The sequence below is a fragment of the Gordonia sp. NPDC003425 genome, assembly GCF_053588635.1.
Genome location: NZ_JBSFQI010000006.1, coordinates 210052 through 233203 on the forward strand (window position 1 = coordinate 210052; position 23152 = coordinate 233203).

Sequence of the window (23152 nt, forward strand, 5' to 3'; positions counted from 1 at the left end):
AAGTAGGGGAGGAATATCCTTCCCCCACTTTTGCGACCTTCCCCGAGAAAAAACCCGGGGAGGAGGCCGAAAGTAGGGGAGGAATATCCTTCCCCTACTTTCGGCAGGGCAGACGCCGGGAGCAACCCTACTTTCGGCAGGCAGGCGCCGGGAGCAACCCAGGGCGAGCGGCAGGCAGGCGCCGGGGAGCAACCCAGGACGACACGCAGGCCGGGAGCAACCCCGGCACACAGACTCAGCCCTTGTTCCGCCACAGCTTCACCGCAGTGGCGGCGGCGCCGGTCGCCGCGCCCACCACCAGGGCGGTCGACGCCCCGTACTTCGCCGCCTTGCGGGCGGTGCGGAAGTCGTACATCTCCCAGCCGCGCACCTTCGCCACCTCCTTGAGGTCGGCGTCGGGATTGATCGCCACCGCCGTGCCCACCAGCGAGAGCATCGGCACGTCGTTGTGCGAGTCGGAGTAGGCGGTGCACCGTTTGAGGTTGAGGCCCTCGCGAATTGCCAACGCGCGCACCGCATGTGCCTTACCCGGTCCGTGCAGGATGTCGCCGACGAGGCGCCCGGTGAACTTGCCGTCGACGCTTTCGGCCACGGTGCCCAGCGCGCCGGTCAGCCCCAGATGGTCGGCGATGGTCTGCGCGAGTTCCAGCGGGGTGGCGGTGACGAGCCACACCTGCTGGCCCGCGTCGAGGTGCCGCTGCGCCAGTGCCCGGGTACCCGGCCAGATCTTGTCGGCGATGTAGTCGTCGAAGATCTGCTCGCCCAGATCGGCCAGTTCGGCGGTGGATCGACCGGCGATGAAGCTCAGCGCCTTGTCGCGGCCCTCGGCCACGTCCTGCGCGTTCTCCTTGCCGGTGATGCGGAACTTGGCCTGCGTCCACGCGAAGTCGAGGACGTCGGAGTAGGAGAAGTACTTGTGTGCCGCGAGGCCGCGGGCGAAATGAACGATGGAGGCACCCTGAATCAGGGTGTTGTCCACGTCGAAGAACGCGGCGGCGGTCAGGTCGACGGGGGTGTCGGGTTCGGTTTCGGTGGGCGGCCGCGATCGCAACGAGTCCACGGCGGCCTTGGCGCTGGCCTCGCCGGCCAACGTCTGCCGCAACTCCTGGGCGGTCTGGCGAAAGCGTCCCGTCGCAGCCGTCGCACGTTCGGAGATCCAGGTGGTCACCCGGCCCGACTCGTCCTCCTCGACCACCTCGAACTCCGCGTCGGGGTCGAGCTCATCGGCATGCAGACCGCCCAGCGGGCCGTCGACCTCGGCGGCGTGACCCTCCCAGTCCTCGCCGCTTCGCCCCGATTCCGGTTCGGCCCCGTCGGCCTGGCTCTCCGAGCCCGGAACCCCATCCTCAGAGGTCACACCCACATTCCACCTCTCACGCCCGCGCTTGCTGCCCAACCCGGTCTCATCCAGATTAGCCGTGGTGTCAGACTGAACTGGCCCCGATACCGAAGGAGTTCCGCCGATGATCACCTTGCTGACCCGGGCCGGGTGTTCGGCCTGCGAAACGGCCTTGCACGACCTCCAACGGATCTGCGGCGAATTGTCCGAACCCCTCGAAGTGGTGGACGTCGACCGCGCCGCCGCCGACGGTGACCGCGAATTGCGCGCCGAGTTCGGCGACCGGTTGCCGGTCATCCTGCTCGACGGCTCCGAGCACGGCTACTGGGAGGTCGACGAGGCGCGGCTGCGCGAGGATCTCGCGGCGCGCAGCGCCTGACGGGGTCGCCGACCCCGCCCCGACGCGGGAGGGCTAGGCTGACACGCATTCGCTGATCTGGTGAAAGTGGGTGTGCGGGAATGAGCGTCGGTTCGGAGGTCGACCACATACCCGAACCGTCGGTTGCCCGTCTCGCGACGTATCTGCACGTGCTGCGCTCGTTCACCCAGCGCGGCGCCCTGGTGGCCTCGAGCAATCAGGTCGCCACCGCGGCCGGGGTCAACCCGGCGATCCTGCGCAAGGACCTCTCGTATGTGGGGGCCAACGGCGTGCGCGGCGTGGGCTACGACGTCAGCAGGCTGATCGCCCGCATCGCCCTGGCACTGCACACCGACAACGTCCACAGCGTCGCACTGGTCGGAGCGGGATCGCTGGGCCGGGCGTTGGTCGCCCACACCGGATTCGGACGGGGATTCCGTGTCGTGGCGATGTTCGACGATGACCCACACCTGATCGGCACCACGATCGACGACGTGCAGGTGCTCCCGCTCGCCGACATCGCGACGCTGACCGATCACGCCGAACCGGTCGCGATCGGGGTCATCGCCACCGCACCCGAGGCGGCGCAGGCGGCCTGCGATGCGCTGACGGCGGCCGGGGTGCGACAACTGCTCAACGTCACCACGGCCACCTTGTCGACGGAGTCCGATGTCGTCGTGCGTCAGGTTGATCTAGCCTTGGAGATGCAGGTGTTGGCGTTTCACGCGTCACGTAGCCCGCTGCCCGCCCCGCAGGGCGTGCCGCGGCCCGGCGGCCTGCGGACGGTCGAGTAGGGGCGGACGGTCGAGTAGGGATGGAAACGGTGACGGTGTGAGTGTTCTGTTGTTCGGGGTCAGCCATCGAAGCGCGCCCGTCGACGTGCTGGAGCGGCTCGCGGTCTCCGACGACGACCGGCCCAAACTGGTCGACGACCTGCTCTCCTCCCGTGCGGTCTCCGAGGCGATGCTGGTCTCCACCTGCAACCGGGTGGAGATCTACGCCGTCGTCGACGCCTTTCACCCCGCGCTCGAAGCAGTGGGGGCCGTGCTCGGCGACCACTCCGGCATGACCATCAACGAACTCACCCGCCACGCCTACGTCCGCTACTCCGAGGCCGCCGTCGAACACCTCTTCACCGTGGCCGCGGGACTCGATTCGATCGTCGTCGGCGAACAGCAGATCCTCGGACAGATCCGTAACGCCTACCTCAACGCCGACGCCAACAAATCCGCCGGGCGCGCGCTACACGAGCTGGCCCAGCAGGCGCTGCGTGTGGGCAAACGGGTCCACACCGAGACCGGCATCGACCGGGCCGGTGCGTCGGTGGTTTCGGTGTCGCTGCACCGGGCGAAGGGTCTGCTCGGCGGCGACACCGCCACCCTGCGTCGCGCCGTGGTGATCGGCGCCGGCGCCATGGGCGGGCTGGCCACCGCCCATCTCGCGCGGGAGAACGTGGAACGGCTCGTGGTGGTCAACCGGACCGTCGCCAACGCCGAACACCTGGCCCGCAACGTCGCCGCCAACCACGGCATCGAGGTCGACGGCATCGGATTCGACGGCCTGCCCGAGGCGATGGCTACCGCGGACGTGGTGGTGGCCTGCACCGGGTCGATCGGCACCGTGGTCAGCGTCGGCGACGTGCACTCGGCACTCGCCGCGCGCACACCAGGCTCGCCGCCGCTGGTCATCTGCGACCTCGGTCTGCCCCGCAACGTCGACCCGGCCGCGGCCCGCCTCCCCGGCGCCCACATCGTCGACATCGACCAACTGCGCGGCGACTCCGCGGCCAAGGCGGCCGCGAACGATGAGGCGGCCGCCCGGGCGATCGTGGCCGCCGAACTCGCCGACTACCTCACCCTGCAGCGTCAGGCGGAGGTCACCCCCACCGTCGCGGCGCTGCGCCAGCGCGCCGCCGACGTGGTGGAGGCCGAGATCCTGCGGCTCGAGACCCGGCTGCCCGACCTCGATGACCCGCAACGCGACGAGGTGGCCAAGGCGGTGCGCCGCGTCGTCGACAAACTGCTGCACGCGCCCACCGTGCGGGTCAAGCAACTCGCGTCGACACCCAACGGCGACCACTACGCCGAGGCGCTGCGCGAACTCTTCGAGCTCAAGCCGGGTGCCGCCGAATCGGTGTCGGCGCCCGAGAGCGGACTCGAAGAGACCGAGCAGGGTGACCGTTGACCCAACCTGACCCGATCCGGATCGGCACCCGCGGTTCCCTGCTGGCGCGCACCCAGTCGCAGACGATCGCCGACGCGCTGACCGCCGCCGGACATCCCGCCGAACTCGTCATCATCCGCACCGACGGGGACGCGTCGGCGGCGCCGGTCACCGAAATCGGTGTCGGGGTGTTCACCACCGCCATCCGCAACGCGCTGCACGCGCGCGAGATCGACGTCGCCGTGCACTCCTACAAGGACCTGCCCACCGCACCCGATCCGGGCCTGCTGATCGCTGCCGTCCCGCCTCGCGAAGATCCGCGAGATGCGCTGGTCAGCAGGGGTAACCTGGTGTTGGGAGCGCTTCCGCCGGGATCGGTGATCGGCACCTCGTCGCCACGGAGGGCGGCGCAGCTTAGAGCATTGGGTCTCGGTTTGGAAATCCGCCCCCTACGAGGCAACCTTGATTCTCGGTTGGGCAAAGTCGCCGGCGGCGAACTCGATGCAGTCGTGGTCGCCCGCGCCGGACTCGTTCGTATCGGTCGTGCCGCAGAGGTCACCGAGGCGTTCGACCCGGTGGTCCTGCTACCGGCTCCGGCACAGGGCGCACTGGCTGTGGAGTGCCGCTCCGACGATGCCCGACTGGTGAGAATTCTCGCCGAGTTGGACGACGAGTCCACCCGCGCGGCGGTCGACGCCGAACGTGCGGTGCTGGCGGCACTCGAGGCCGGTTGCACCGCGCCGGTCGGAGCGATCGCCGAGGTGGTCGAGTCGATCGACGACGACGGGCGCATCTTCGTCGAACTGTCGCTTCGCGCGGCGGTGGCGGCCGAGGACGGATCCGATGTGATCCGCGCTTCGGTGGTGGGACCCGTCGCGCGTGCAGACCAACTCGGCAAGGACCTCGCCGCCGAACTGCTGGATCTGGGAGCGGGCGAACTGATCGGCTCCTAGCAGCAGAGAACGAACTGCAGCCCTCGCCGCGAGGGCAGGAGAGTGCGAACGCATGAGCCGTACGAAGAAGGCCAACCCTGGGCGCATCTTGTTCGTGGGATCCGGTCCCGGGGATCCCGACCTGCTCACCGTGCGTGCGCGGACGGTGATTCACAACGCGACCACCGCCTACATCGACCCCGACGTCCCGGCCGCGGTCGTGGAGATGCTCGGAGCCGCGCACCGATCGGAGTCCGACGACACCGGACGCCGCAGCGACGCCGGGCGCAAGAACGCGGCCGGCAAGACATCATCGGCGTCCGATGCCGGTACACCTGCGGGGTCTGATTCTGCGGGGTCTGATTCTGCGGGGTCTGATTCTGCTGCGCGGGAGTCCACTGCGTCCGAGCCGGACCAGAACCCCGCCGACAGCACCACCGTCGACAACACCACTGCCGACGACGCGTCCGAGGCCGCCGATCAGGTGGTGCATCCGGCGCTCGGCGATCCCACCGAGGTGGCCAAGACGCTGGTTGCCGCCGCCAAGGCCGGCCGCGACGTGGTCCGCGTCGTCTCGGGCGATCCGCTGACCACCGATTCCGTGCTCGCCGAGGTCCACGCGGTGGCGCGCACCGCTCTCGCCTTCGAGGTGCTGCCCGGGCTGCCCGCCGCCTCGGTGGTGCCCAGTTACGCGGGTATGCCGCTCGGTTCGAGTCACACCGAGGCCGACGTGCGCGCCGAGGGTGTCGACTGGGCGGCACTGGCCGCCGCACCCGGCCCCCTGGTGTTGCACGCGACGTCGGGTCACCTCGCCGAGACCGCGAGCGCGCTGACCGAGCACGGGCTGGCCCCGCAGACCCCGGTGGCCATCACCATCAACGGCACCACCTGCGCACAGCGCACCATCGAGGCCACGCTGGCGTCGGTCAACGAACTGGGCAATGCGCTCACCGGGCCGCTGGTCCTGACCATCGGCAAGGTGGTCAGCCAGCGCAGCAAGCTGTCGTGGTGGGAGTCGCGTGCGCTGTACGGCTGGACCGTGCTGGTGCCGCGCACCAAGGATCAGGCCGCCGACATGAGCGAGCGTCTCGTCGGGCACGGCGCCATCCCCAAGGAGGTGCCGACCATCGCGGTGGAACCGCCGCGCAGTCCGGCCCAGATGGAAAGGGCCGTCAAGGGATTGGTCGACGGCCGCTACCAGTGGGTGGTGTTCACCTCCACCAACGCGGTGCGTGCCGTGTGGGAGAAGTTCGCCGAGTTCGGCTTGGACGCGCGTGCCTTCTCGGGCGTCAAGATCGCCTGCGTCGGCGAGGCCACCGCGGAGAAGGTGCGGGCCTTCGGCATCAACCCTGAACTCGTGCCGTCGGGCGAGCAGTCCAGCCTGGGCCTGCTCGAGGATTTCCCGCCTTACGACGACGTGTTCGATCCGGTGGACCGAATCCTGTTGCCGCGCGCCGACATCGCCACCGAGACGCTGTCCGAGGGGCTGCGCGACAGGGGCTGGGAGATCGACGACGTGACCGCGTATCGCACCGTGCGCGCCGCACCGCCGCCCGCCGAGACCCGCGAGATGATCAAGACCGGCGGCTTCGACGCGGTGTGCTTCACGTCGAGTTCGACGGTGCGCAACCTGGTGGGCATCGCGGGAAAACCGCACGCGCGCACCATCGTCGCCTGCATCGGACCCAAGACCGCCGAAACCGCAACGGAATTCGGCCTGCGGGTGGACGTGCAGCCGGAAACCGCCTCGATCCCCGATCTGGTGGACGCGCTCGCCGAGCACGCCGCACGCCTGCGTGCCGAAGGCGCGCTGCCCCCGCCGCGTAAGAAGTCGCGCCGGTCGCGCTCGTAGGAGGTGTGCCGATGGCACCGGTGATCCGACCCCGACGGCTCCGCACCACGCCCGCCATGCGGCGGCTGGTGGCGGAGGCGACGCTGCGTCCCGCCGACCTCGTGCTGCCGATGTTCGTCGCCGACGGCATCGACGACCCGCGCCCCATCTCGTCGATGCCCGGCGTGGTGCAGCACACCTACGATTCGCTGCGCAAGGCCGCCGACGAGGCGGTGCGCGCCGGAGTGGGCGGGCTCATGCTGTTCGGGGTGCCCGCCGCCGCCGACAAGGACTCCCGGGGCAGCGGCGCCGACGACCCGGACGGCGTGCTCAACCGGGCGCTGAGTCTGCTCGCCGACGATCTCGGTGACGCCACCGTGCTGATGGCCGACACCTGCCTCGACGAGTTCACTGACCACGGTCACTGCGGCGTGCTCGACGCGGCGAACCGCGTCGACAACGACGCCACGCTCGACCGCTACGTCTCGATGGCGCTGGCGCAGGCGCGCGCGGGCGCGCACCTGCTCGGGCCGTCGGGGATGATGGACGGCCAGGTGGCCGCGATCCGCGGCGCACTCGACGCCGAGGGCCACACCGACACCGGAATCCTCGCCTACGCGGCCAAGTACGCGTCGGCGTTCTACGGGCCGTTCCGCGAGGCCGTCGGGTCGTCGCTGCAGGGCGATCGGCGCACCTACCAGCAGGACGGCGCCAACCGCATCGAGGCGCTGCGCGAGGTACGCCTCGACCTCGAGGAGGGCGCCGACATCGTGATGGTCAAACCCGCGATGAGCTACCTCGACATCGTGCGCGACGTCGCCGAGATGTCCGACGTCCCGGTGGCCGCCTACCAGATCAGCGGCGAGTACTCGATGATCACCGCCGCCGCCGAACGCGGCTGGATCGACCGCGACGCCGCCATCCTGGAATCGCTCACGTCCATCCGCCGCGCCGGCGCGTCGATCATCCTCACGTATTGGGCAGCCGAGGTCGCGACCCGCCTCACCTGACCGTCGAGCGTGCCCAGTTCCGCGTCGAGCGTGCCCACTTCCGCGTCGAGCGTGCCCGCGGATGGTGGTTTCGACAAGCTCAACCAGCGGGGGAGTACTCAACCAGCGGGGGAGTGCTCAACCCAGCGGGGGCGGCGGGTCGAGCGTGCCCAGTTCCGCGTCGAGCGTGCCCGGTTGCGCGTCGAGCGTGCCCGCGGATGGTGGTTTCGACAAGCTCAACCAGCGGGGGAGTGCTCAACCAGCGGGGGCGGCGAGTCGAGCGTGCCCACTTCCGCGTTGAGCGTGCCCAGTTCCGTGTCGAGCGTGCCCGGTTCCGTGTCGAGCGTGCCCACAACCGGGGCTCGGTGCGTACCGGACACTCCCCACCGCCTCGGATCGGAGTGTCTACCCTGGTAGCCATGTCCGCATCCACCGACCCGACGCAGCGCTCGGGTACGCCCGAGCCCGACGATGGCGGGGTGGGCCGCAAGCGGCCGAAGCTCGTCGACTCGATGGCCATCGCCACCGAACTCTGGATCGTCGTCATCATCGCGCGGACCGTGGCCTTGGGAGCGCAATACCCCACCGCCCGCAGGCTCATGGACGAACGCATCGCGGGATTGCCGGCCGATACCCCCAAGTCGGAAGTCGACGTCCTCGGTGCGCCTTGGCTGCTGATCACGGTGATGGCGATCATCGCCGCCGTGCTGGTCGCGGCCTCCCTGACCGTGGTCTTGTTCGCCCGACGCGGATACTCCTGGGCCCGGTTCGTGCTCGGTGCGATGGGCTTCTACATCGTCGTCGACCTGGTGTTCTCGTTCTTCGCCGACATCGACCCGCGATGGTCGATGATCCCGCTGGTGATCGGGGGGATCGCCGCGCTGGGCGCCACCGTGCTGCTGCTGCGCCCCGAGTCGGATGCCTACTGCAAGCAGATGGCGCAGTACCGCAAGGGCCCATCGGTTCCACCCCCGACATACCCGTACCAGGGTCAGTACCCGCCCCCGTATGGTCCCGCCCAATACGGTCCGCCCCAGCAGGGGCCCTACGGCGGTCCATACCAGCCGAATCCCCCGACCTACCAGAACCCCCCGACCTACCAGAATCCCCCGGCGGACCAGGGGACAACCCCCTACCAGGGCTATCCGTACCATCCCGGTGAGTGGTCCTATCCGCAGAACCCGTCCGACGACTACTCTTCCGGTCAACGCCGCGACGATCAGACCGCCGAGCCCGACCCCACCGATCCCTCGACTTCGCCTCCGTCCACCAGGCCGTCGTCACGAGAACGCTCGTCTAGAGAAAGCGACAGCAGTGATCCTTCCTGACCCGGCCAAACGCCCCAATCTCGTGGTGTGGGCGTACAGATGCTGGTTGATCTCGGCGGTGCTCCTGGGTCTGCTGGGTGTCGGGTACATCCTGATCGGCATCTTCGCGGACGGCGCGACGTTGGTGCCCGTGGGTCTTGGTGCGTTTGTGCTGGCCATCGGGGTCGCGGTCGCGATGATGGGCACCAAGTCGTACACCGGCGACGTCCGCTGGCGGTCGTCGCTCGCGGCGCTCACCCTGGTCGCGACGCTGATGCTGGTGTTCATCTCGCTGGTGTGGAATGTGATGGCGTTTGCGCTGCTGGCCGCGGTGGTCGGGCTGGTGGGGTCACTGCTTGCCTATCGTCCGGAATCGGAGACCTGGTACACCGAGACCCCTGACACCGACAAGCCACGCGGGGACCGGGCAAACCGGAAGAAGACCGGCCGGGACAAGGCGTGACCTCGGGGCCCGCCGACGCGGCCGCAGAAGGCGAGGAGCCACCCACCGCCGACACCCCACCGCCCGCCGACACAGCAGACGCCGACACCTCACCGGCCGACACCTCACCCGTCGACCCAGACACCCCCGTCCCCGAAACCCCCGTCCCCGAAACCCCCGTCCCCGACGAGACACCCGTCGAACCGGGCGAGGTGCTGTTCTACGAACCCGGCGGCAGTTGGTGGGTCGTCTCCATCGGTCCGGTCCTCGTTGCCGCCGTGCTCATCATGGAGATCAGCGGTCCCGGTCAGGTGCATTGGGCCGTCATCACGATCTTCGCGCTCATCCTGATCGGCTTCTCGGTGGTCCAGGTCTATGCCGCTCGCCGCCACGTCAGCGTCGAGCTCACCGACACCACGCTGCGCCAAGGCACCCGGACTCTAGCCCTCGCCGACATCGCCACCGTTATCCCGGAGAACACCGGCTCCGAGCACGAGAAGTGGGAAAGCGCTCCCGCACTCGGCGAACTCCACGGCGTCCCGCGGCGACGCAAAGGCGTCGGCGTGAAGCTTTCCGACGGTTCGCTGGCGCAGGCGTGGGCGCGCGACGTCGACCGTTTCCGCCGAGAGCTCACCGACGCGCACCTCGCCGTGAAACTCGGCCTGCCGCCCCGCGACGCCGACTGACACCACCGACGGTTCACGGTTCCCCGACGCGCGTCCATCCGGGGTACTGGGTCAAGGTCGGTGGGGTACCGTCGGGGTACATGCGGCGTGGTGGCGGACCGGGGTCGACGATGCCGGGGTTGTTGTGCAGAGCCCATGTGTTGCAATCGATCACCGACTGTTGCTGCTCGCGGGTGTAGCGATAGTGGTTCTGTTCATCGAAGAACAGGAGGTCATGCTTCTGGAATTGCCAGCCGGAGAAGGGGTTCCAGTTGGGCGCGCGTGCGGTGCCACGGTCGACGACCTTCGGTATCCCGGTGGGGGTTCCGGTGCTCGAGAGGCTGACGGTGATCACGAACAGATCATTCAGGACGTAGGGGCGTCCGCCAGGGCCATAGAGGTCAGGGTCCGGGTGCGGCGGGGTAGACGTCGGAGCCGGGCGTGGCTGCCCGAGAACATAGATACCGGCTTGGTCGTTGCAGATCGAAGCCTCGAGCCGGTCTCCGTCGCGGTGGATGGATTGCAGCAGCATTCGTCGGGTTCCACCGAACCGGTATGAACGGTAGGAGTCGAGGATCGGTTTCCCGTTATGGCCGAGGAAGTCGACGAATCCGGGGAAGCCGTCAGCGGGGTCCCAGGTGGCGATGAAGTACGACTCGGCGAAAGCACGTACCACGGTGGCGTCCGGAGCGATGAGGTCGATGCCGTCCGTGGCCTGCCACACGGTGGTGGAGGTACCCAGCAGGCGGGTGGGATATGTGTAACCCCGGGTCGGATCGGCGGGCGCGGGGATGCTCGACGTGCCTGTGTCGTTGCCAGGGGCGCATGCGGCGGTGAGAAGAAGGACAAGCGCCCCTAATGTTCCGTTCCTCAGCCGGCGTAGCGCAACGCTTGCGCGGCCCGCCACGCTACTTGTCACGAAGAAGCCGATCCCGGTAGGTGTTGTAGTCGATGGGGTCTCGCTCATCGCCGGTGGTGTCGTGATACGTGTCGTCATAGCTGCTGAGGTCGAGGTTCTGCCTGCGCAACTCGCCCGCTAGCTGGGTTATCAGCTGGTTCATACTCGGTGCGATCCCATCGTGATCCGGCGGCGACAGCACGTCGGCCAGCGACTTGAGATTTCCGTGCGCGTCGAAGTAGCCCCGCATTTGCGGCGAGACCGAATCCACGCTCGGGTGGGTCGCCGCCCACGCCGACCAGTGTTGCTCCAGCAGCGTGTCGTGCAGGTTGACGTAGGTGGGATATACCCCCTGATCGGGGAACTGGGTCGGCGGCGGATGCGCCCAGTCGATCACCAGGCCTGCGCCGGTAGCGGCGTAGGAGCTGCCCGGGAACGGCAAGAGCTTGATGCCTTCCTTGACCAGCGTATTCACGTTCGATTTCATCGAGTTGAAGTCGGCCGGGCTCATGCTGTCCGAACCCGGATGCTGGTCGTGCCAGGCGTCGAGCTGCGCCCCCATGATGCCGTCGCGAGCGAAATACTGGAGCCAGCCGTTGCGGGCGGCCAGGTCGCCGTCGAATCCGCTTCCGGATCTGATCGCGTCGGGCACGTGTGACGCGTTGACGGTCTGCTGCATCCCGATGTCGGCGATCAGGTGCGACCGCGCGTCGCCGTCGGTGGAGATCAACGTGAACAGGCGCCGCACGCGGTCCTGCATGTCGCCGTCGTCGGCGATGTCGATCGGGTTGCCGTTGTGGTCGAGATGGCGCAGATCCAGATGCTCGACGGCCGCCGGATTGAACCCATAGGTCGTCGGGTCACCGCCGGCGAGCACGTTGAAGTAGGGGCGCGACGCACTTTCCAGCGCCCGGGCGAGCAACGGATTGACCTCGCCGAGTGACGGTTGGTGCGGGCCGCCGATCTCCATCAACGACTTGAAGTTCGACGGGTCGGTGCCGAAGTCGTACAAACCGTGAAATGCCTCGGCGGACAGCCCCGCACGGTAGGCGTTGTGCTGATCACCGGCGAAATCGTCGATCCAGTCGGTGATCCCGCCGACTGTCTTGCCGTTGTCGTGCCACCCGTAGTCGTACAGCGATCGGAGGGTGGCATCGCGGTTGTAATCGGTGGGCAGCCCGGCGGTTTCGCCGCCGTGGCCGGTGAGTACGGCGGTCATCGACTGCTGGTTGAGCGAACCGGCGTGCACCAGGCTTTGCATGGTGTCGTCGAATCGTGTCTCGAAATCCCGGCCGGGTGGAATGTGGATTCCGAGGCCGCCGTCGTTGGCGAGCGCACGATCCATGTAGGTCTGGATACCGTGGCGCAGATTGGGGTTCTCCAGTGCCGCCTGCCCGAGGTTCGAGGCGCGCAGCGTCAGCTGGGTACCGGTCTGCACTCCCGGCGGTAGCGTCGCCCCGGCGAAGAGCTGACCGAGCGCATACGCGTGCACCAGCGCCGGCGCATTCTCCGGGGTGAATCGACCCAGATCGGTGGGGATCGTCTCGCCCAACCAATCCTGTGCCCAACCGGGGAGTTCGTTCCTCCCGCCTGCGGTGCCGCCGCCCCCGACGTGCTCGTTGCTCAGCGTTGCCAGGCCGTTGGCGAAACTCGTTCCCGCCGCCGGACTCAGCCCGTCGAGGCCGTAGCGCAGCGAGAGCGCCTCGCCGGGGTCGGGGCCGCCGAACAGGTTGCGCAGATAAGAGATCACGCCGGGCGGCACATCGGCCGTCTGCCCGTTGAGGAGCGCGTTGATCTGTTCCGGGGTGAGTTGGGCGTCGCCCAGGTGTGTGGCGATCGTGCGCAGTTCCTCGGGGGTCCAGCCGTCCTTGGCCATCTGCGCGTCGCGACGCCCCATCGTCCCATTGAGTGCAAGCGATGCCGGCGTCAGCGTGGTGAGGTTGCCCAGTTCGGTCTTCAGCGAGTTGGCAGCGGCCTGCACGGCATGAAACGTCTCGTTCGCCTGCGCGACGAGTCGCTGACTCCACGACGCCATCGCTGCCCCGTCGCCTGCCTTCGATTTCACCCCCTGACGTCGCTGCAACGTCCACGTCACGTCCCCGGTGGACACAAGTTCGTAGCCCGCGTTGAACGCGTCATTCTGCAGCGAGATGAGAAAGGACTTGTGATTGGCGATGTCTTCGCAACCCTTCTCGATCGCGGTCGCCACGTCGTCGAAGTTCGCGGCGAGATTGCTCAACCACCGACCCTCGGCGTCGGCACGATCATCGGCACTGTTGCGGCCGACCCCCACCCATTGGTCGGTGCGGTCGAGGCCGACGACGCTGTTGCGCACCGGGCCCGACTTGTCGAGGATTGAGCCGGCCACCGTCCGCAGGGCAGCGGCCACTGGCAACATGTCGTGCGGGTGCCAGGCGTCGACGTCGACGCGTGCCGGTGTGCTCACGCGAGTTGCCTATTCGTGCGGCTTGGCCGGCCGCTTCGTGTTGCCGGGGTCCCACGCCGCGACAGTCGGCAACTGTCCGGCGTCGTCGAATCGGGTGGCATTGAAGTCATCGGTGTCGACGCTGGAAGTGGCCGCCACACGCACCAGCGCGCCGAATGCCTCCACCTGGCCTCCGCAATGATCGATGGCGGTGGTCACCGTCGCATCAGCACCATTCGCGACGGGAACGATCGGTGATGTGACGTTTGCTGTGTCGGGGATCGCAGTCGCCAGCGTCGCTATCTTGGTGGACAGGGTCAACGCGCGAATCTGGCCGGCCAGGCCGTCCAGAGTCGTCGCGGCCGCGGTGACCGCGCCCGGGTCCATTGCGAACTTCGCCATCGAGCCCCCCTTGCTCCGGTGATCGTGGCGTCACTATACCGAGGCCATGCGGTACCCCGTGCCATGAGTCCGCCAGGCGAACGACCATGAGCCGATCACCACGACGGTGGCCGCCACCGGCGTCAGTGATTCTCCAGCATCGGTGCCGCCATCAGCGCCTCCGGAATCCCGAACGCGTCCACCAGTTCACGCGCATACGGCCGCAATTCGAGGCACAGATCGTTGACGCCCCGGCGAATCGCCTTGGCGCGCTCCACCGATACGTGACGGTGCATCATGAACCACGAGAGGTCGTCCTCGATCGCGGCGAACACGAACAGGTCGCACACCTTGCCCAGCAGTTCGGCGGCCGCCCGTGAGTCGCAATCGTTGATGGCCTGCACAAACGCCTCCAACACCATGCGCTCGGTGCGTGCGCGTCCCACCTTCAGCAGGTGATCCTGCGCGTTGTTGAACACCTCGAACGCGTCGTTGTCGTCGTCGGTGGCCCGGCGCAACCGCTGCGCACACGTGCGTACCAGGTGTGCTTCCCGGTTACGGAACAGCCGAATCTGTGTGCCGCGGTTACCCAGTGGCGACTTCTCGGTGTCCTCGTCGGAGCTGTCCAGCAGCGTCTGCACCACCTGCCGCACCGCGGTCTTCTCCACCACCACATCGCGTGCCATCGACGCGATGAAACGTACCCAGCCGCCCGCCGACAACCCTTGCACGTCTTCGGCATACGCCGACAAAACCTCCTTGGCCACCAGCTGCGTCAGCACCGTGTTGTCACCCTCGAAGGTGGTGAAGACGTCGATGTCGCCGCGGATGATCGAGATCTGGTTCTCGTCCAGATAGCCTGCGCCGCCGCAGGCTTCGCGTGCCACGTTGATGGCGTGCGACGCATGCCACGTGGCGTACGCCTTCAATCCGGCGGCATCGGCCTCGAGCTGCCGCTGCCGCCCGGCATCGGAATCGTCGGGTGATCCGCTCTGCACCTCGTGCAGCTCCTCGGTGAGCTCATTCTGCGCGAAGGCGACCGCATACGATTTCGCGATGAGCGGCAACAGCTTTCGCTGATGCCCCAGATAGTCCATCACGACGATCTCGTCGTCGTCGCCGGGCGCCTCGAACTGCTTGCGCACCAACCCGTACCGGGTGGCCAGCGCCAGCGACTTGCGTGCCGCGGCACCTGCGGTGGCCGCCACCGAGATCCGGCCGCGGATCAGTGTTCCCAGCATCGTGAAGAAGCGACGGTTCGGGTTCTCGATCGGCGACGTATAGGTGCCGTCGGCGTCGACGTCGCCATAACGGTTGAGCAGGTTCTCCGCGGGGATACGCACGTGATCAAACATGATGCGGCCGTTGTCCACCCCGGCCAGCCCACCCTTGTACCCGCAGTCGCTGGTGGTCACGCCCGGCAGGTCGTTGCCGTCCTCGTCCCGGATGGGCACGACGAAACAGTGCACGCCGTGACTGATCGGCCCGCTCGCTTCGCTCCCGGCGCCGTGACTCGTCGGCCCGCTTGAGTCGTCCGCGCCGTGACTCGTCGACCCGCTCGCTTCGCTCCCGGCGCCGTGACTCGTCGGCCCGCTCGCTTCGCTCCCGGCGCCGTGACTCGTCGGCCCGCTCGCTTCGCTCCCGGCGCCGGGCGTGATCAGCTGCGCGAACACCGCCGCCACCCGCGCGTGCTCGGCGGCACCGCCGATGTAGTCCTTGCGCGCCGACGGGGTGGGAGAGTCGATCACCAATTCCCGCGTCGCCACGTCGTAGGTCGCGGTGGTCTCCAATGCCTGCACATTCGACCCGTGGCCCGTCTCGGTCATCGCGAAACACCCCAACAGGTCGAGGTCGATGATGTCGGCGACGTAGCGTTCGTGGTGGCGAGCGGTGCCCAGGTTCTCCACCGCACCACCGAACAGACCCCACTGCACCCCGGCCTTCACCATCAGCGACAGGTCGGCGTAACCCAGCATCTCGATGGCGGTGATCGACGCCCCCACATCGCCGGTGCCCCCGTGATCGGCCGCGAAACCCGCCGCGGCGAAACCCTGACCGGCCAGCTCACGCATCTCGTCCAGAATCCGCGTGCGCGCCTCGTCGAGCGTGCGTGACGGATCGGGCAGCAGGTCGGGACGGTCGGCGCGGCCACGGACCTCGTCGCGCGTACTCCGCCATCGTCCGTCGAGCGTGTACCGCAGATTGTCGACGAGCAGCGCCTGCTCGTCGGCGGACAATTCGGTCGAGATGTCGGGAGTTGCGGTCTGCGGGGCCGTCAGATCGCCGACCTCGGACGCCGGCGTCGAGGGGCTTTCGGTGGTGGACATGACTCCACGGTACGGACCAAGCCGTCACGGGAGGCCGGAATCGCCACGCACCCGCCGATCAGGGCAGCAGGCCTTGCCTGCGTGCCGCCACCACGGCTTCGCGCCGGTTGTGCACCCCGAGCTTGCTCATCAGGTTGCGCACGTACCCCTTCACGGTCTCGCGCCGCAGGCCGAGGCGTTCGGCGATCTCGGCGTTGCCGCACCCCAGGGCGAGATGGGCCAACACGTCGTTCTCCCGCGCCGACAACCGCACCGCGTCGCCGACCCGACTGCCCGACCCGAGGCCCGCGAGCCGATCGGAGATCCCCCGCAATCGCTCCGCGAGCGCGGGATCGGCGGTGTTCGCGGCGATCGTGCGCAGCGCCAGATAACTTTCGACGATCCCGTCGGCCACCGCCGGCGCGATGGGCGCGGGATCGGTATGTGCCCTGCCAAGCGTCGCCATCCGGCGATCCACCTCGTCGCGCACCTCGATCTCACGCGCGACGCGTCGCGCCGCGAGCACCATGCGCGTGAAGACGGCATCGCCGAAGTCGGTGGGCGCGCGTAATCCGCCGTAGAGCACTGCACGGGTGCGTCCACCCACCACCGCCGGGGCCGCCAGCAGCGATTCGATGCCCTCCGCGGCCACCTCACGGTCGTATTCGTGGCTGATCTCACGTGATCGTGCGTAGTCGACCACCGCGCCCGCCCGGCGCTCGGCGACGGTGCGCCCGCCGAGCCCGCACTCGGAACTGATCAGCAGATTGCGCAGGATAGAACTGCGTGTGCCGACGAATCCCGACAGCACCAGGTCGCCACCGGCCACCACGCCACCGAACAGCACCGGCAGCCCGGTGGCCCGGAAGCCGCGGCGCAGTTCGGCGCGCACTGCGTCGGCGTCACCGGGACGGTGGGCGACGACAGGTGACGCCATCGACGGCTCCTCTCGGCTCGGCTGGGGCAGAACTGCGGCACCACCCCTTTTCGGGGGTGGTATCCCTCCAGTGTGATCCATACCGTGGGTGGCACGCCAACGTCGCGGACATCACGCGTCCGCGCGCCGACCCACGGAGAAGACGATGTCCGTCTCGACCCCCACGCAGCCCTCGACTACCGCCGACAACGAGTTCGGCCGCATCGACTGCGGCACCGCCAACCGGTCCGAACTCACCCCGCTGCGTTTCCTGGAACGATCCGCGGAGGTCTTCGGAGACCGCGTCGCCGTCCGCTACGGTGCCCGCACCGCCACCTACACCGACCTCGCCGACGAGGTACAGCGGCTTGCCCGGGTGCTGCGCGCTCGCATCGCCCCCGGCGAACGCATCGCCTACCTCGCGCCCAACCTCCCGGAGATGCTGGTCGCGCACTTCGCGGTCCCGCTCGCCGGCGGCGTGCTGGTGGCGCTCAACTCGCGACTGGCCGGACCAGAACTGGTCTACATCCTCAATCACGCGGGCGTCACCACCCTGTTCTTCGACGCCGAGTTCCGGCACACCGTGGCCACGATCGCCGACGAGGTGGCCGAGCTGACCACCACCGTCGAGATCACCGACGCCGAGTTCGGCGTCGTTCCCGGTGCCGTCGAGGCGTCGGGCATCGCGCGGCTCGTGAGCTACCCCGATTTCCTCGCACTCGACCCCGGCGGCGACCCGCTGCCGTGGACGGTCGACGACGAGAACGCCGTCATCACCATCAACTACACCTCGGGTACCACCGGAAAACCCAAGGGCGTCATGTACACCCACCGCGGTGCCTACCTGAACTCCTTCGGTGAGACCTTCCACAACCAGTTCACCGGGCACACCCGGTATCTGTGGACACTGCCGATGTTCCACTGCAACGGCTGGTGCACGCCGTGGGCGGTCACCCAGGCATCGGGCACCCACCTCTGTTTGCGGGCGGTGCGCGCCGACGCGGTGTGGGACGCCATCGACGATCTCGGTGCCACCCACATGTGCGGTGCGCCGACGGTGTGCACCACGATCGCGGGATCGCCACGCGCACACCAACTCGACCGTCCCCTGCGCATCACCACCGCGGGTGCGCCCCCGTCGCCGACGGTCATCGGCGCCCTCGAGGCCTTGGGCATCACCGCGGTGCACGTCTACGGACTCACCGAGGTGTACGGGCCGTACACCATCTGCGAATACCAGGACGCGTGGGATCATCTGGCTCCCGCCGAGCGCGCCGCCAAGCTGTCGCGGCAGGGCGTCGGCATGGTCCAGGCGGAGCAGGCGCGGGTGGTGCGCCAGGGGACGGTACCGCTGGTCGACGTCCCCGCCGACGCAAACACCATGGGCGAGATCGTGTTACGCGGCAACAACGTGATGGCCGGATACTTCCGCGATCCCGACGCCACCCGGCAGGCCTTCGACGGAGGCTGGTTCCACACCGGCGACCTCGGCGTCATGCATCCCGACGGCTACATCCAGCTGCGCGACCGGGCCAAGGACATCATCATCTCCGGCGGCGAGAACATCTCCACGATCGAGGTGGAACAGGCTCTGGTGAGCCATGATTCGGTTCTCGACGTAGCGGTGATCGGCATCCCCGACGAGAAGTGGGGCGAGCGCCCGCGCGCCTATGTGCTCCTCAAGGAGGGCCAGACGCTCACCGGCGACGAACTGATCGAGCACGCACGCCGGCTCCTCGCCGGCTACAAGGTGCCCCGCGACATCGTCTTCGCCGACGAACTACCGCGAACCTCCACGGGCAAGGTCCTCAAGTTCGAACTGCGCAAGCAGGCAGCCGGCAGCTGACGACGGTTTGCCGAACAAACCCCAGCTGCGCCGCGAAATCTGTACAGAATGGGCGCCTCTCGTGAACGCGACCCGCGCTGGTGCGGGCCGAGTGTCTCAGAGCCGCCCATTCTGTACGTCTCCCGGCTGCTGTGTGTGACGCCGCTCGCGGTGATGGCCCTCCCGCACGGCAAACATGATGTCGGCCTCGGCCTCGGCCCAGTTGTAGATCACGTCCTCGTAGGTCAAGCGCATGCGCAGGAGGTTGTGCTTGGTGGCCACCCGGTCCCGTCGCCGATCCTCGGCGTAGCTGTACGGGTTCTCGTGGTACGCCCGGCCGTCGACCTCGATGATCAGCCGGTTGCCGACCACCAGATCCACGTGACCGATCCCGTCGATCTTCACCTGAACGTTCACGTGCACCCCCTTCGCCCGCAGCCGCAGCCGAACCATAGTCTCCGTTCCCGACTGAGCACGTGCGTCGATGCGGTCGAGCAATCGGCAGACCCTGATCGGTGCGCCGGTGAAACACGACTCCACCTCGGTGGGGGTGAGGAGTCGGCTTCCCATGTCGGGGACCAGCAGTCCGGCGTCGAACCGGAGCGTGCGGTTGAGAATCGAGTCGCACACCACGACGATCCCCTCCGCATCAAGGCATCGCAGCGCGTGACGTAGCGCCACGTCGATGTCGTCCACGGCGACGGTCACCGGGCCCGGCGGTGTGAACTGACTGCAATAGCGCCGAGGATGGGCGCGATGTGCCTTTTCGTTCCCCCGCACGTGCAGGGTCTTGACCTGCGGCGGAACCCAGACGCCTTGACGGCGTAACACCGAAGTGCAGGAGAGGCTTCCGCCCAACCGAACGGCCTCGACCACAACGGGATCCGCACCGGCATCGGCGTACCACCCGCGCCGGACCTGACTCCACGAACCGTCGGCGAGACCACGCCGCAGTTGTGCCTGTGTGACACCCCGACGCGAGAGTGTCGCCCACGAGAACACCCCGAAATCTGTGGCGGCGCAGAAATCTGGCATGCGGAGAGTCTGTTGCCGAACCCCAGCACCCGCGGCGGCCCGTCCACACCTGTGGATGGGCGGTTTGCGTACAGAACGGGCGCCTCTCGCGGCACCGGAGTCCACCAGCGAGGATCGCGGCAGTTTCCGCCGCCCATTCTGTACGGAAATTGCCGACCGGGGCGGCCGAATCGCCGCCGATAGCGGTGTAGCGCCTCCCGTCGACCGCCCGCGGTGAATACTGGGATCTATGGCACTCGGTGACAGCAACGGAACGGACTTCCGGCTCCACGTTGTCGCCGAGGCCATCCGGCTGTTCGCCGAGAACGGCTACGAATCGACCACCGTCGAGCAGATCGCGGCCGCCGCCGGGATCTCCCGGCGCACGTTCTTCCGGCAGTTCGGCTCCAAGGAAGACGTCATCTTCGCCGACCACGAGAGCCTGATCGCGCAGGTCGGCGAGCAACTCGCCGCCGACACCGCCGATCCGTGGACGTCGGTCTGCGCGGCCGCCGAGCTGGTGTTCACCCATTTCCTCGCCACCCGCGACCTCGCGCTACGGCGGATGCGGGTGGTGCAGCAGGTGCCGGTGCTGCGCGATCGCGAACTCGTCACCACCTACCGCTACCAGCGGGTGTTCGAGGAGCATCTGCGTCGTCGGCTGCCCGACGAGCCGCGGGTGCGCCTGGTGACCTATGCCGGAGCGATCACCGCCGCCCACAACTACCTGTTGCGGTCGATGATCCGCGGCGATGCCGGTGCCACGCTGGAGCGGCTGCGCGCCGAACTGAGTCGCATCCGCGCGGCACTGAGTGCCACCGACGACGTCGGCGATCGGTCGTCGATCGCGGTGGTGTCCTACCCGGCAGGCTCCGACCCCGACGAGGTGGCGCACGCTGTGCGCGCACAACTGCAGGGGGAAACCCCACGGGGACGGCACTGAACAGGAACAATGGACCACGAAGACGCAGGCGCCCGCGCCCGCCCCGATTGACATGGCACTCAGTGTCGTGTTGAACTAAAACAAACAGGAAAACTGGCACCGAGTGTCGTGAGGAGCCGTCATGGGTTTTGGAAATCCCGAGTTCAACCTCTTCGAACTGCCCGAGGAGCACGTCGCGCTGCGTGAGGCGATCCGCGCGCTCTCGGAGAAGGAGATCGAACCGTACGCCGCCGACGTCGACGAGAAGGCGCGGTTCCCGCAAGAGGCTCTCGACGCGCTGGTCGCGTCGGGTTTCAACGCCATCCACGTGCCCGAGGAGTACGACGGCCAGGGCGCCGACTCCGTCGCCGCCTGCATCGTCATCGAGGAGGTCGCGCGCGTCGACGCCTCGGCCTCGCTGATCCCGGCGGTCAACAAGCTCGGGACGATGGGCCTGATCCTCAACGGGTCCGACGACCTCAAATCCCAGGTGCTGCCGTCGATCGCCTCCGGCGAGGCGATGGCGTCCTACGCGCTGTCGGAACGCGAGGCCGGTTCCGACGCAGCGTCGATGAAGACCCGCGCCCGCGCCGACGGCGATTCCTGGGTGCTCAACGGCTCCAAGTGCTGGATCACCAACGGCGGCAAGTCCACCTGGTACACCGTGATGGCCGTGACCGACGCGGAGAAGGGCCCCAACGGCATCTCCGCGTTCATGGTCCACAAGGACGATCCGGGCTTCGTCGTCGGTCCCCTCGAGAAGAAGCTGGGCATCAAAGGCAGTCCCACCGCCGAACTCTACTTCGAGAACTGCACCATCCCCGCGGACCGCATCATCGGTGAGCCGGGAACCGGCTTCAAGACCGCGCTGCAGACCCTCGACCACACCCGCCCCACCATCGGCGCGCAGGCCGTCGGCATCGCCCAGGGCGCGCTCGACGCCGCCATCGCATATGTCAAGGAGCGCAAGCAGTTCGGCAAGACGATCAGCTCGTTCCAGGGCGTGGAGTTCATGATCGCCGACATGGCGATGAAGGTGGAGGCCGCGCGTCTGATGGTCTACACCTCGGCCGCCCGCGCCGAGCGCGGCGAGAAGAACCTCGGGTTCATCAGCTCCGCGTCGAAGTGTCTGGCCTCCGACGTCGCGATGGAGGTCACCACCGACGCCGTGCAGCTCTTCGGCGGCGCCGGCTACACCCGTGACTTCCCGGTGGAGCGGATGATGCGCGACGCCAAGATCACCCAGATCTACGAGGGCACCAACCAGATCCAGCGCGTGGTGATGAGCCGGGCGCTGCTGCGCTGACCTCGTCGCCGCCCATCGACGGCCAGAAACCCCACCTCTCGTCGGCAACACTGCGCACGCGCAGTGTTCGTCGCGACTGGTGGGGTTTCTGCGTCGACCGGGTGTCTGCACGGGGGTCACGCCGCTGTCGGCTCCGCCAACATCGACGTGAGGCGCGCGATCAACCGGCCGCGTCGGCGTTCGTGCTCGAGATCTTTCCAGTACCAATGGATTGGCCGATGTCCGGCCTCGAGAAGCGCGTCGTCCTGCTCCTTTTCACTGAGAAGCCGCTCCTTTCTACCCTGCCCGTCGTCGTACTTCGACATGCCGTCGGCCTGCCCGACGACACGCCGCTCCCGCCAGCAAAAGTCAACGCGCGCAATGAAATTGCCCAGCAAGTCAAACAGTTCAACCTGCAACTCGGGCGCGGGTAGACCGACGTCGGCGAACAGAATGCGGCTGCGGGATTCGAATACCGACTCCGACGCCGCGTCGAGTTCTGCGACGACGCGCCGAGCCCGCGCGGCTCCGGTCATGCCGCCGATGAGGTCGAGTTCGTTCGCGAGGTCGGCGACGCTGCACAGACCCAGGTGCAGGGCTGCATCGCCGACGACGACCGCCGGCTCCCGTGGTTCGCGCCGCGCGATGTCGATCACGACGCGTGCCGGGGACACCACCGGAACACCGTCGACAACCACGGTCGATTCCGGGCGCCGATCGGTGATGATCCGCGTTGCGCCCGACGACTTCGATCGTGTCTGTGCACCGCTCACCGCCATCGTCACCCGACTGGTGTCGAGACCCCACACCGGCAACTGCAGCACCGCGGCCGCCGACGCATCGGCAAGCGCACGGCCTGGCGGGAGGCGCCGGCCGTAGGCCAATGACAGTTCCCGATGTCGCTGTTCGGGGGTGCCGTCGAGGAGTGCGGAGTCGATGACGACTCCGTGACCGAGTGCGGTGAGCAGTCCGGTTCGCACGGCGCTGCGGATCTCGTGGTCGGCGTAGCCGGCGTCGATCAGCTCACCGCGGAACATCGCGTGGGGTGCGGGCGCGAGAAACTTCATGGACATCCGACGCCGCGGCGCCGCATCCGGTTGCGTTGAACTCGCCCGACGGCCAGAAACCCCACCTCTCGTCAGGAACACTGCGCA

20 protein-coding genes are annotated in these 23152 nt (G+C 68.0%); 12 read left to right on the forward strand and 8 right to left on the reverse strand.

Annotation, left to right across the window (positions count from 1 at the left end; genetic code table 11):
• Window positions 1-235: 235 nt before the first annotated feature.
• Window positions 236-1363, reverse strand: a complete 1128-nt coding sequence (locus ACWDTD_RS10025; RefSeq protein WP_449746939.1) for an HAD family hydrolase — start codon at window positions 1361-1363, stop codon at window positions 236-238.
• Between the two features lie 100 nt (window positions 1364-1463).
• Here ACWDTD_RS10025 and ACWDTD_RS10030 point away from each other — a divergent pair, with 100 nt between their 5' ends.
• The 9 genes from ACWDTD_RS10030 (at window position 1464) to ACWDTD_RS10070 (ending at window position 10047) form a co-directional block, all read left to right on the forward strand.
• Complete coding sequence (locus ACWDTD_RS10030; RefSeq protein WP_449746940.1) at window positions 1464-1718, forward strand: glutaredoxin family protein; 255 nt, start codon at window positions 1464-1466, stop codon at window positions 1716-1718.
• An 80-nt stretch (window positions 1719-1798) separates the two neighbouring features.
• Complete coding sequence (locus ACWDTD_RS10035; protein WP_449746941.1) at window positions 1799-2491, forward strand: redox-sensing transcriptional repressor Rex; 693 nt, start codon at window positions 1799-1801, stop codon at window positions 2489-2491.
• Between the two features lie 37 nt (window positions 2492-2528).
• Window positions 2529-3881 carry a glutamyl-tRNA reductase gene (locus ACWDTD_RS10040; protein WP_449746942.1) on the forward strand — a complete coding sequence of 451 codons (1353 nt, stop codon included), beginning with the start codon at window positions 2529-2531 and terminating at the stop codon, window positions 3879-3881.
• Window positions 3878-4813, forward strand: coding sequence for a hydroxymethylbilane synthase (gene hemC / locus ACWDTD_RS10045; RefSeq protein ID WP_449746943.1), 936 nt, complete (start codon window positions 3878-3880; stop codon window positions 4811-4813). Before ACWDTD_RS10040 ends, hemC begins: the two co-directional genes overlap by 4 nt.
• Window positions 4814-4865: 52 nt before the next feature.
• A complete protein-coding gene (locus ACWDTD_RS10050) occupies window positions 4866-6644 on the forward strand; it encodes a uroporphyrinogen-III synthase (protein WP_449746944.1) in 1779 nt (592 codons plus the stop codon).
• An 11-nt stretch (window positions 6645-6655) separates the two neighbouring features.
• Window positions 6656-7633 carry a porphobilinogen synthase gene (gene hemB / locus ACWDTD_RS10055; protein ID WP_449746945.1) on the forward strand — a complete coding sequence of 326 codons (978 nt, stop codon included), beginning with the start codon at window positions 6656-6658 and terminating at the stop codon, window positions 7631-7633.
• A gap of 398 nt (window positions 7634-8031) precedes the next feature.
• Window positions 8032-8940, forward strand: coding sequence for a DUF3824 domain-containing protein (locus ACWDTD_RS10060; RefSeq protein ID WP_449746946.1), 909 nt, complete (start codon window positions 8032-8034; stop codon window positions 8938-8940).
• Window positions 8927-9382: a hypothetical protein gene (locus tag ACWDTD_RS10065; protein ID WP_449746947.1), complete on the forward strand. Its 456-nt coding sequence runs from the start codon at window positions 8927-8929 to the stop codon at window positions 9380-9382. Before ACWDTD_RS10060 ends, ACWDTD_RS10065 begins: the two co-directional genes overlap by 14 nt.
• Window positions 9379-10047 carry a hypothetical protein gene (locus tag ACWDTD_RS10070; protein WP_449746948.1) on the forward strand — a complete coding sequence of 223 codons (669 nt, stop codon included), beginning with the start codon at window positions 9379-9381 and terminating at the stop codon, window positions 10045-10047. The genes ACWDTD_RS10065 and ACWDTD_RS10070 overlap by 4 nt, the downstream gene beginning before the upstream one ends.
• A gap of 13 nt (window positions 10048-10060) precedes the next feature.
• Here ACWDTD_RS10070 and ACWDTD_RS10075 read toward each other — a convergent pair whose 3' ends face one another.
• The 5 genes from ACWDTD_RS10075 to ACWDTD_RS10095 all read right to left on the reverse strand — a co-directional run bounded on the left by ACWDTD_RS10075 (window position 10061) and on the right by ACWDTD_RS10095 (window position 16973).
• Complete coding sequence (locus ACWDTD_RS10075) at window positions 10061-10750, reverse strand: hypothetical protein (protein ID WP_449746949.1); 690 nt, start codon at window positions 10748-10750, stop codon at window positions 10061-10063.
• Window positions 10751-10934: 184 nt separating this feature from the next.
• Window positions 10935-13370: a TPR repeat region-containing protein gene (locus ACWDTD_RS10080; protein ID WP_449746950.1), complete on the reverse strand. Its 2436-nt coding sequence runs from the start codon at window positions 13368-13370 to the stop codon at window positions 10935-10937.
• Between the two features lie 9 nt (window positions 13371-13379).
• A complete protein-coding gene (locus ACWDTD_RS10085; protein WP_449746951.1) occupies window positions 13380-13751 on the reverse strand; it encodes a hypothetical protein in 372 nt (123 codons plus the stop codon).
• A 122-nt stretch (window positions 13752-13873) separates the two neighbouring features.
• Window positions 13874-16057: an acyl-CoA dehydrogenase family protein gene (locus ACWDTD_RS10090; protein ID WP_449746952.1), complete on the reverse strand. Its 2184-nt coding sequence runs from the start codon at window positions 16055-16057 to the stop codon at window positions 13874-13876.
• Window positions 16058-16115: 58 nt separating this feature from the next.
• Entirely contained in the window at window positions 16116-16973 is an 858-nt protein-coding gene (locus ACWDTD_RS10095) for a response regulator transcription factor (protein WP_449746953.1), read from the reverse strand.
• A 145-nt stretch (window positions 16974-17118) separates the two neighbouring features.
• On the opposite strand from ACWDTD_RS10095, the gene ACWDTD_RS10100 reads away from it, so the two are divergent.
• Window positions 17119-18798 carry an AMP-binding protein gene (locus ACWDTD_RS10100; protein ID WP_449746954.1) on the forward strand — a complete coding sequence of 560 codons (1680 nt, stop codon included), beginning with the start codon at window positions 17119-17121 and terminating at the stop codon, window positions 18796-18798.
• A gap of 96 nt (window positions 18799-18894) precedes the next feature.
• Here the strand turns inward: ACWDTD_RS10100 and ACWDTD_RS10105 are convergent, their stop codons facing one another.
• Window positions 18895-19812 carry an endonuclease domain-containing protein gene (locus tag ACWDTD_RS10105; protein WP_449746955.1) on the reverse strand — a complete coding sequence of 306 codons (918 nt, stop codon included), beginning with the start codon at window positions 19810-19812 and terminating at the stop codon, window positions 18895-18897.
• Between the two features lie 229 nt (window positions 19813-20041).
• Between ACWDTD_RS10105 and ACWDTD_RS10110 the strand changes: the two genes are divergently transcribed.
• Window positions 20042-20734 carry a TetR family transcriptional regulator gene (locus tag ACWDTD_RS10110; protein ID WP_449746956.1) on the forward strand — a complete coding sequence of 231 codons (693 nt, stop codon included), beginning with the start codon at window positions 20042-20044 and terminating at the stop codon, window positions 20732-20734.
• Window positions 20735-20855: 121 nt separating this feature from the next.
• Window positions 20856-22019 carry an acyl-CoA dehydrogenase gene (locus ACWDTD_RS10115; protein ID WP_449746957.1) on the forward strand — a complete coding sequence of 388 codons (1164 nt, stop codon included), beginning with the start codon at window positions 20856-20858 and terminating at the stop codon, window positions 22017-22019.
• 116 nt (window positions 22020-22135) lie between these two features.
• Here the strand turns inward: ACWDTD_RS10115 and ACWDTD_RS10120 are convergent, their stop codons facing one another.
• Window positions 22136-23065 (reverse strand): hypothetical protein, encoded by a 930-nt coding sequence (locus ACWDTD_RS10120; protein ID WP_449746958.1) that lies wholly within the window; start codon window positions 23063-23065, stop codon window positions 22136-22138.
• Window positions 23066-23152 lie beyond the last annotated feature (87 nt).

Coding starts and splice junctions, on each gene's coding strand:
- ACWDTD_RS10030 (WP_449746940.1), top strand. CDS start 1,464: ATGATCACCTTGCTGACCCGGGCCGGGTGTTCGGCCTGCGAAACGGCC.
- ACWDTD_RS10035 (WP_449746941.1), top strand. CDS start 1,799: ATGAGCGTCGGTTCGGAGGTCGACCACATACCCGAACCGTCGGTTGCC.
- ACWDTD_RS10050 (WP_449746944.1), top strand. CDS start 4,866: ATGAGCCGTACGAAGAAGGCCAACCCTGGGCGCATCTTGTTCGTGGGA.
- hemB (WP_449746945.1), top strand. CDS start 6,656: ATGGCACCGGTGATCCGACCCCGACGGCTCCGCACCACGCCCGCCATG.
- ACWDTD_RS10060 (WP_449746946.1), top strand. CDS start 8,032: ATGTCCGCATCCACCGACCCGACGCAGCGCTCGGGTACGCCCGAGCCC.
- ACWDTD_RS10085 (WP_449746951.1), bottom strand. CDS start 13,751: ATGGCGAAGTTCGCAATGGACCCGGGCGCGGTCACCGCGGCCGCGACG.
- ACWDTD_RS10090 (WP_449746952.1), bottom strand. CDS start 16,057: ATGTCCACCACCGAAAGCCCCTCGACGCCGGCGTCCGAGGTCGGCGAT.
- ACWDTD_RS10095 (WP_449746953.1), bottom strand. CDS start 16,973: ATGGCGTCACCTGTCGTCGCCCACCGTCCCGGTGACGCCGACGCAGTG.
- ACWDTD_RS10100 (WP_449746954.1), top strand. CDS start 17,119: ATGTCCGTCTCGACCCCCACGCAGCCCTCGACTACCGCCGACAACGAG.
- ACWDTD_RS10105 (WP_449746955.1), bottom strand. CDS start 19,812: ATGCCAGATTTCTGCGCCGCCACAGATTTCGGGGTGTTCTCGTGGGCG.
- ACWDTD_RS10110 (WP_449746956.1), top strand. CDS start 20,042: ATGGCACTCGGTGACAGCAACGGAACGGACTTCCGGCTCCACGTTGTC.
- ACWDTD_RS10115 (WP_449746957.1), top strand. CDS start 20,856: ATGGGTTTTGGAAATCCCGAGTTCAACCTCTTCGAACTGCCCGAGGAG.
- ACWDTD_RS10120 (WP_449746958.1), bottom strand. CDS start 23,065: ATGAAGTTTCTCGCGCCCGCACCCCACGCGATGTTCCGCGGTGAGCTG.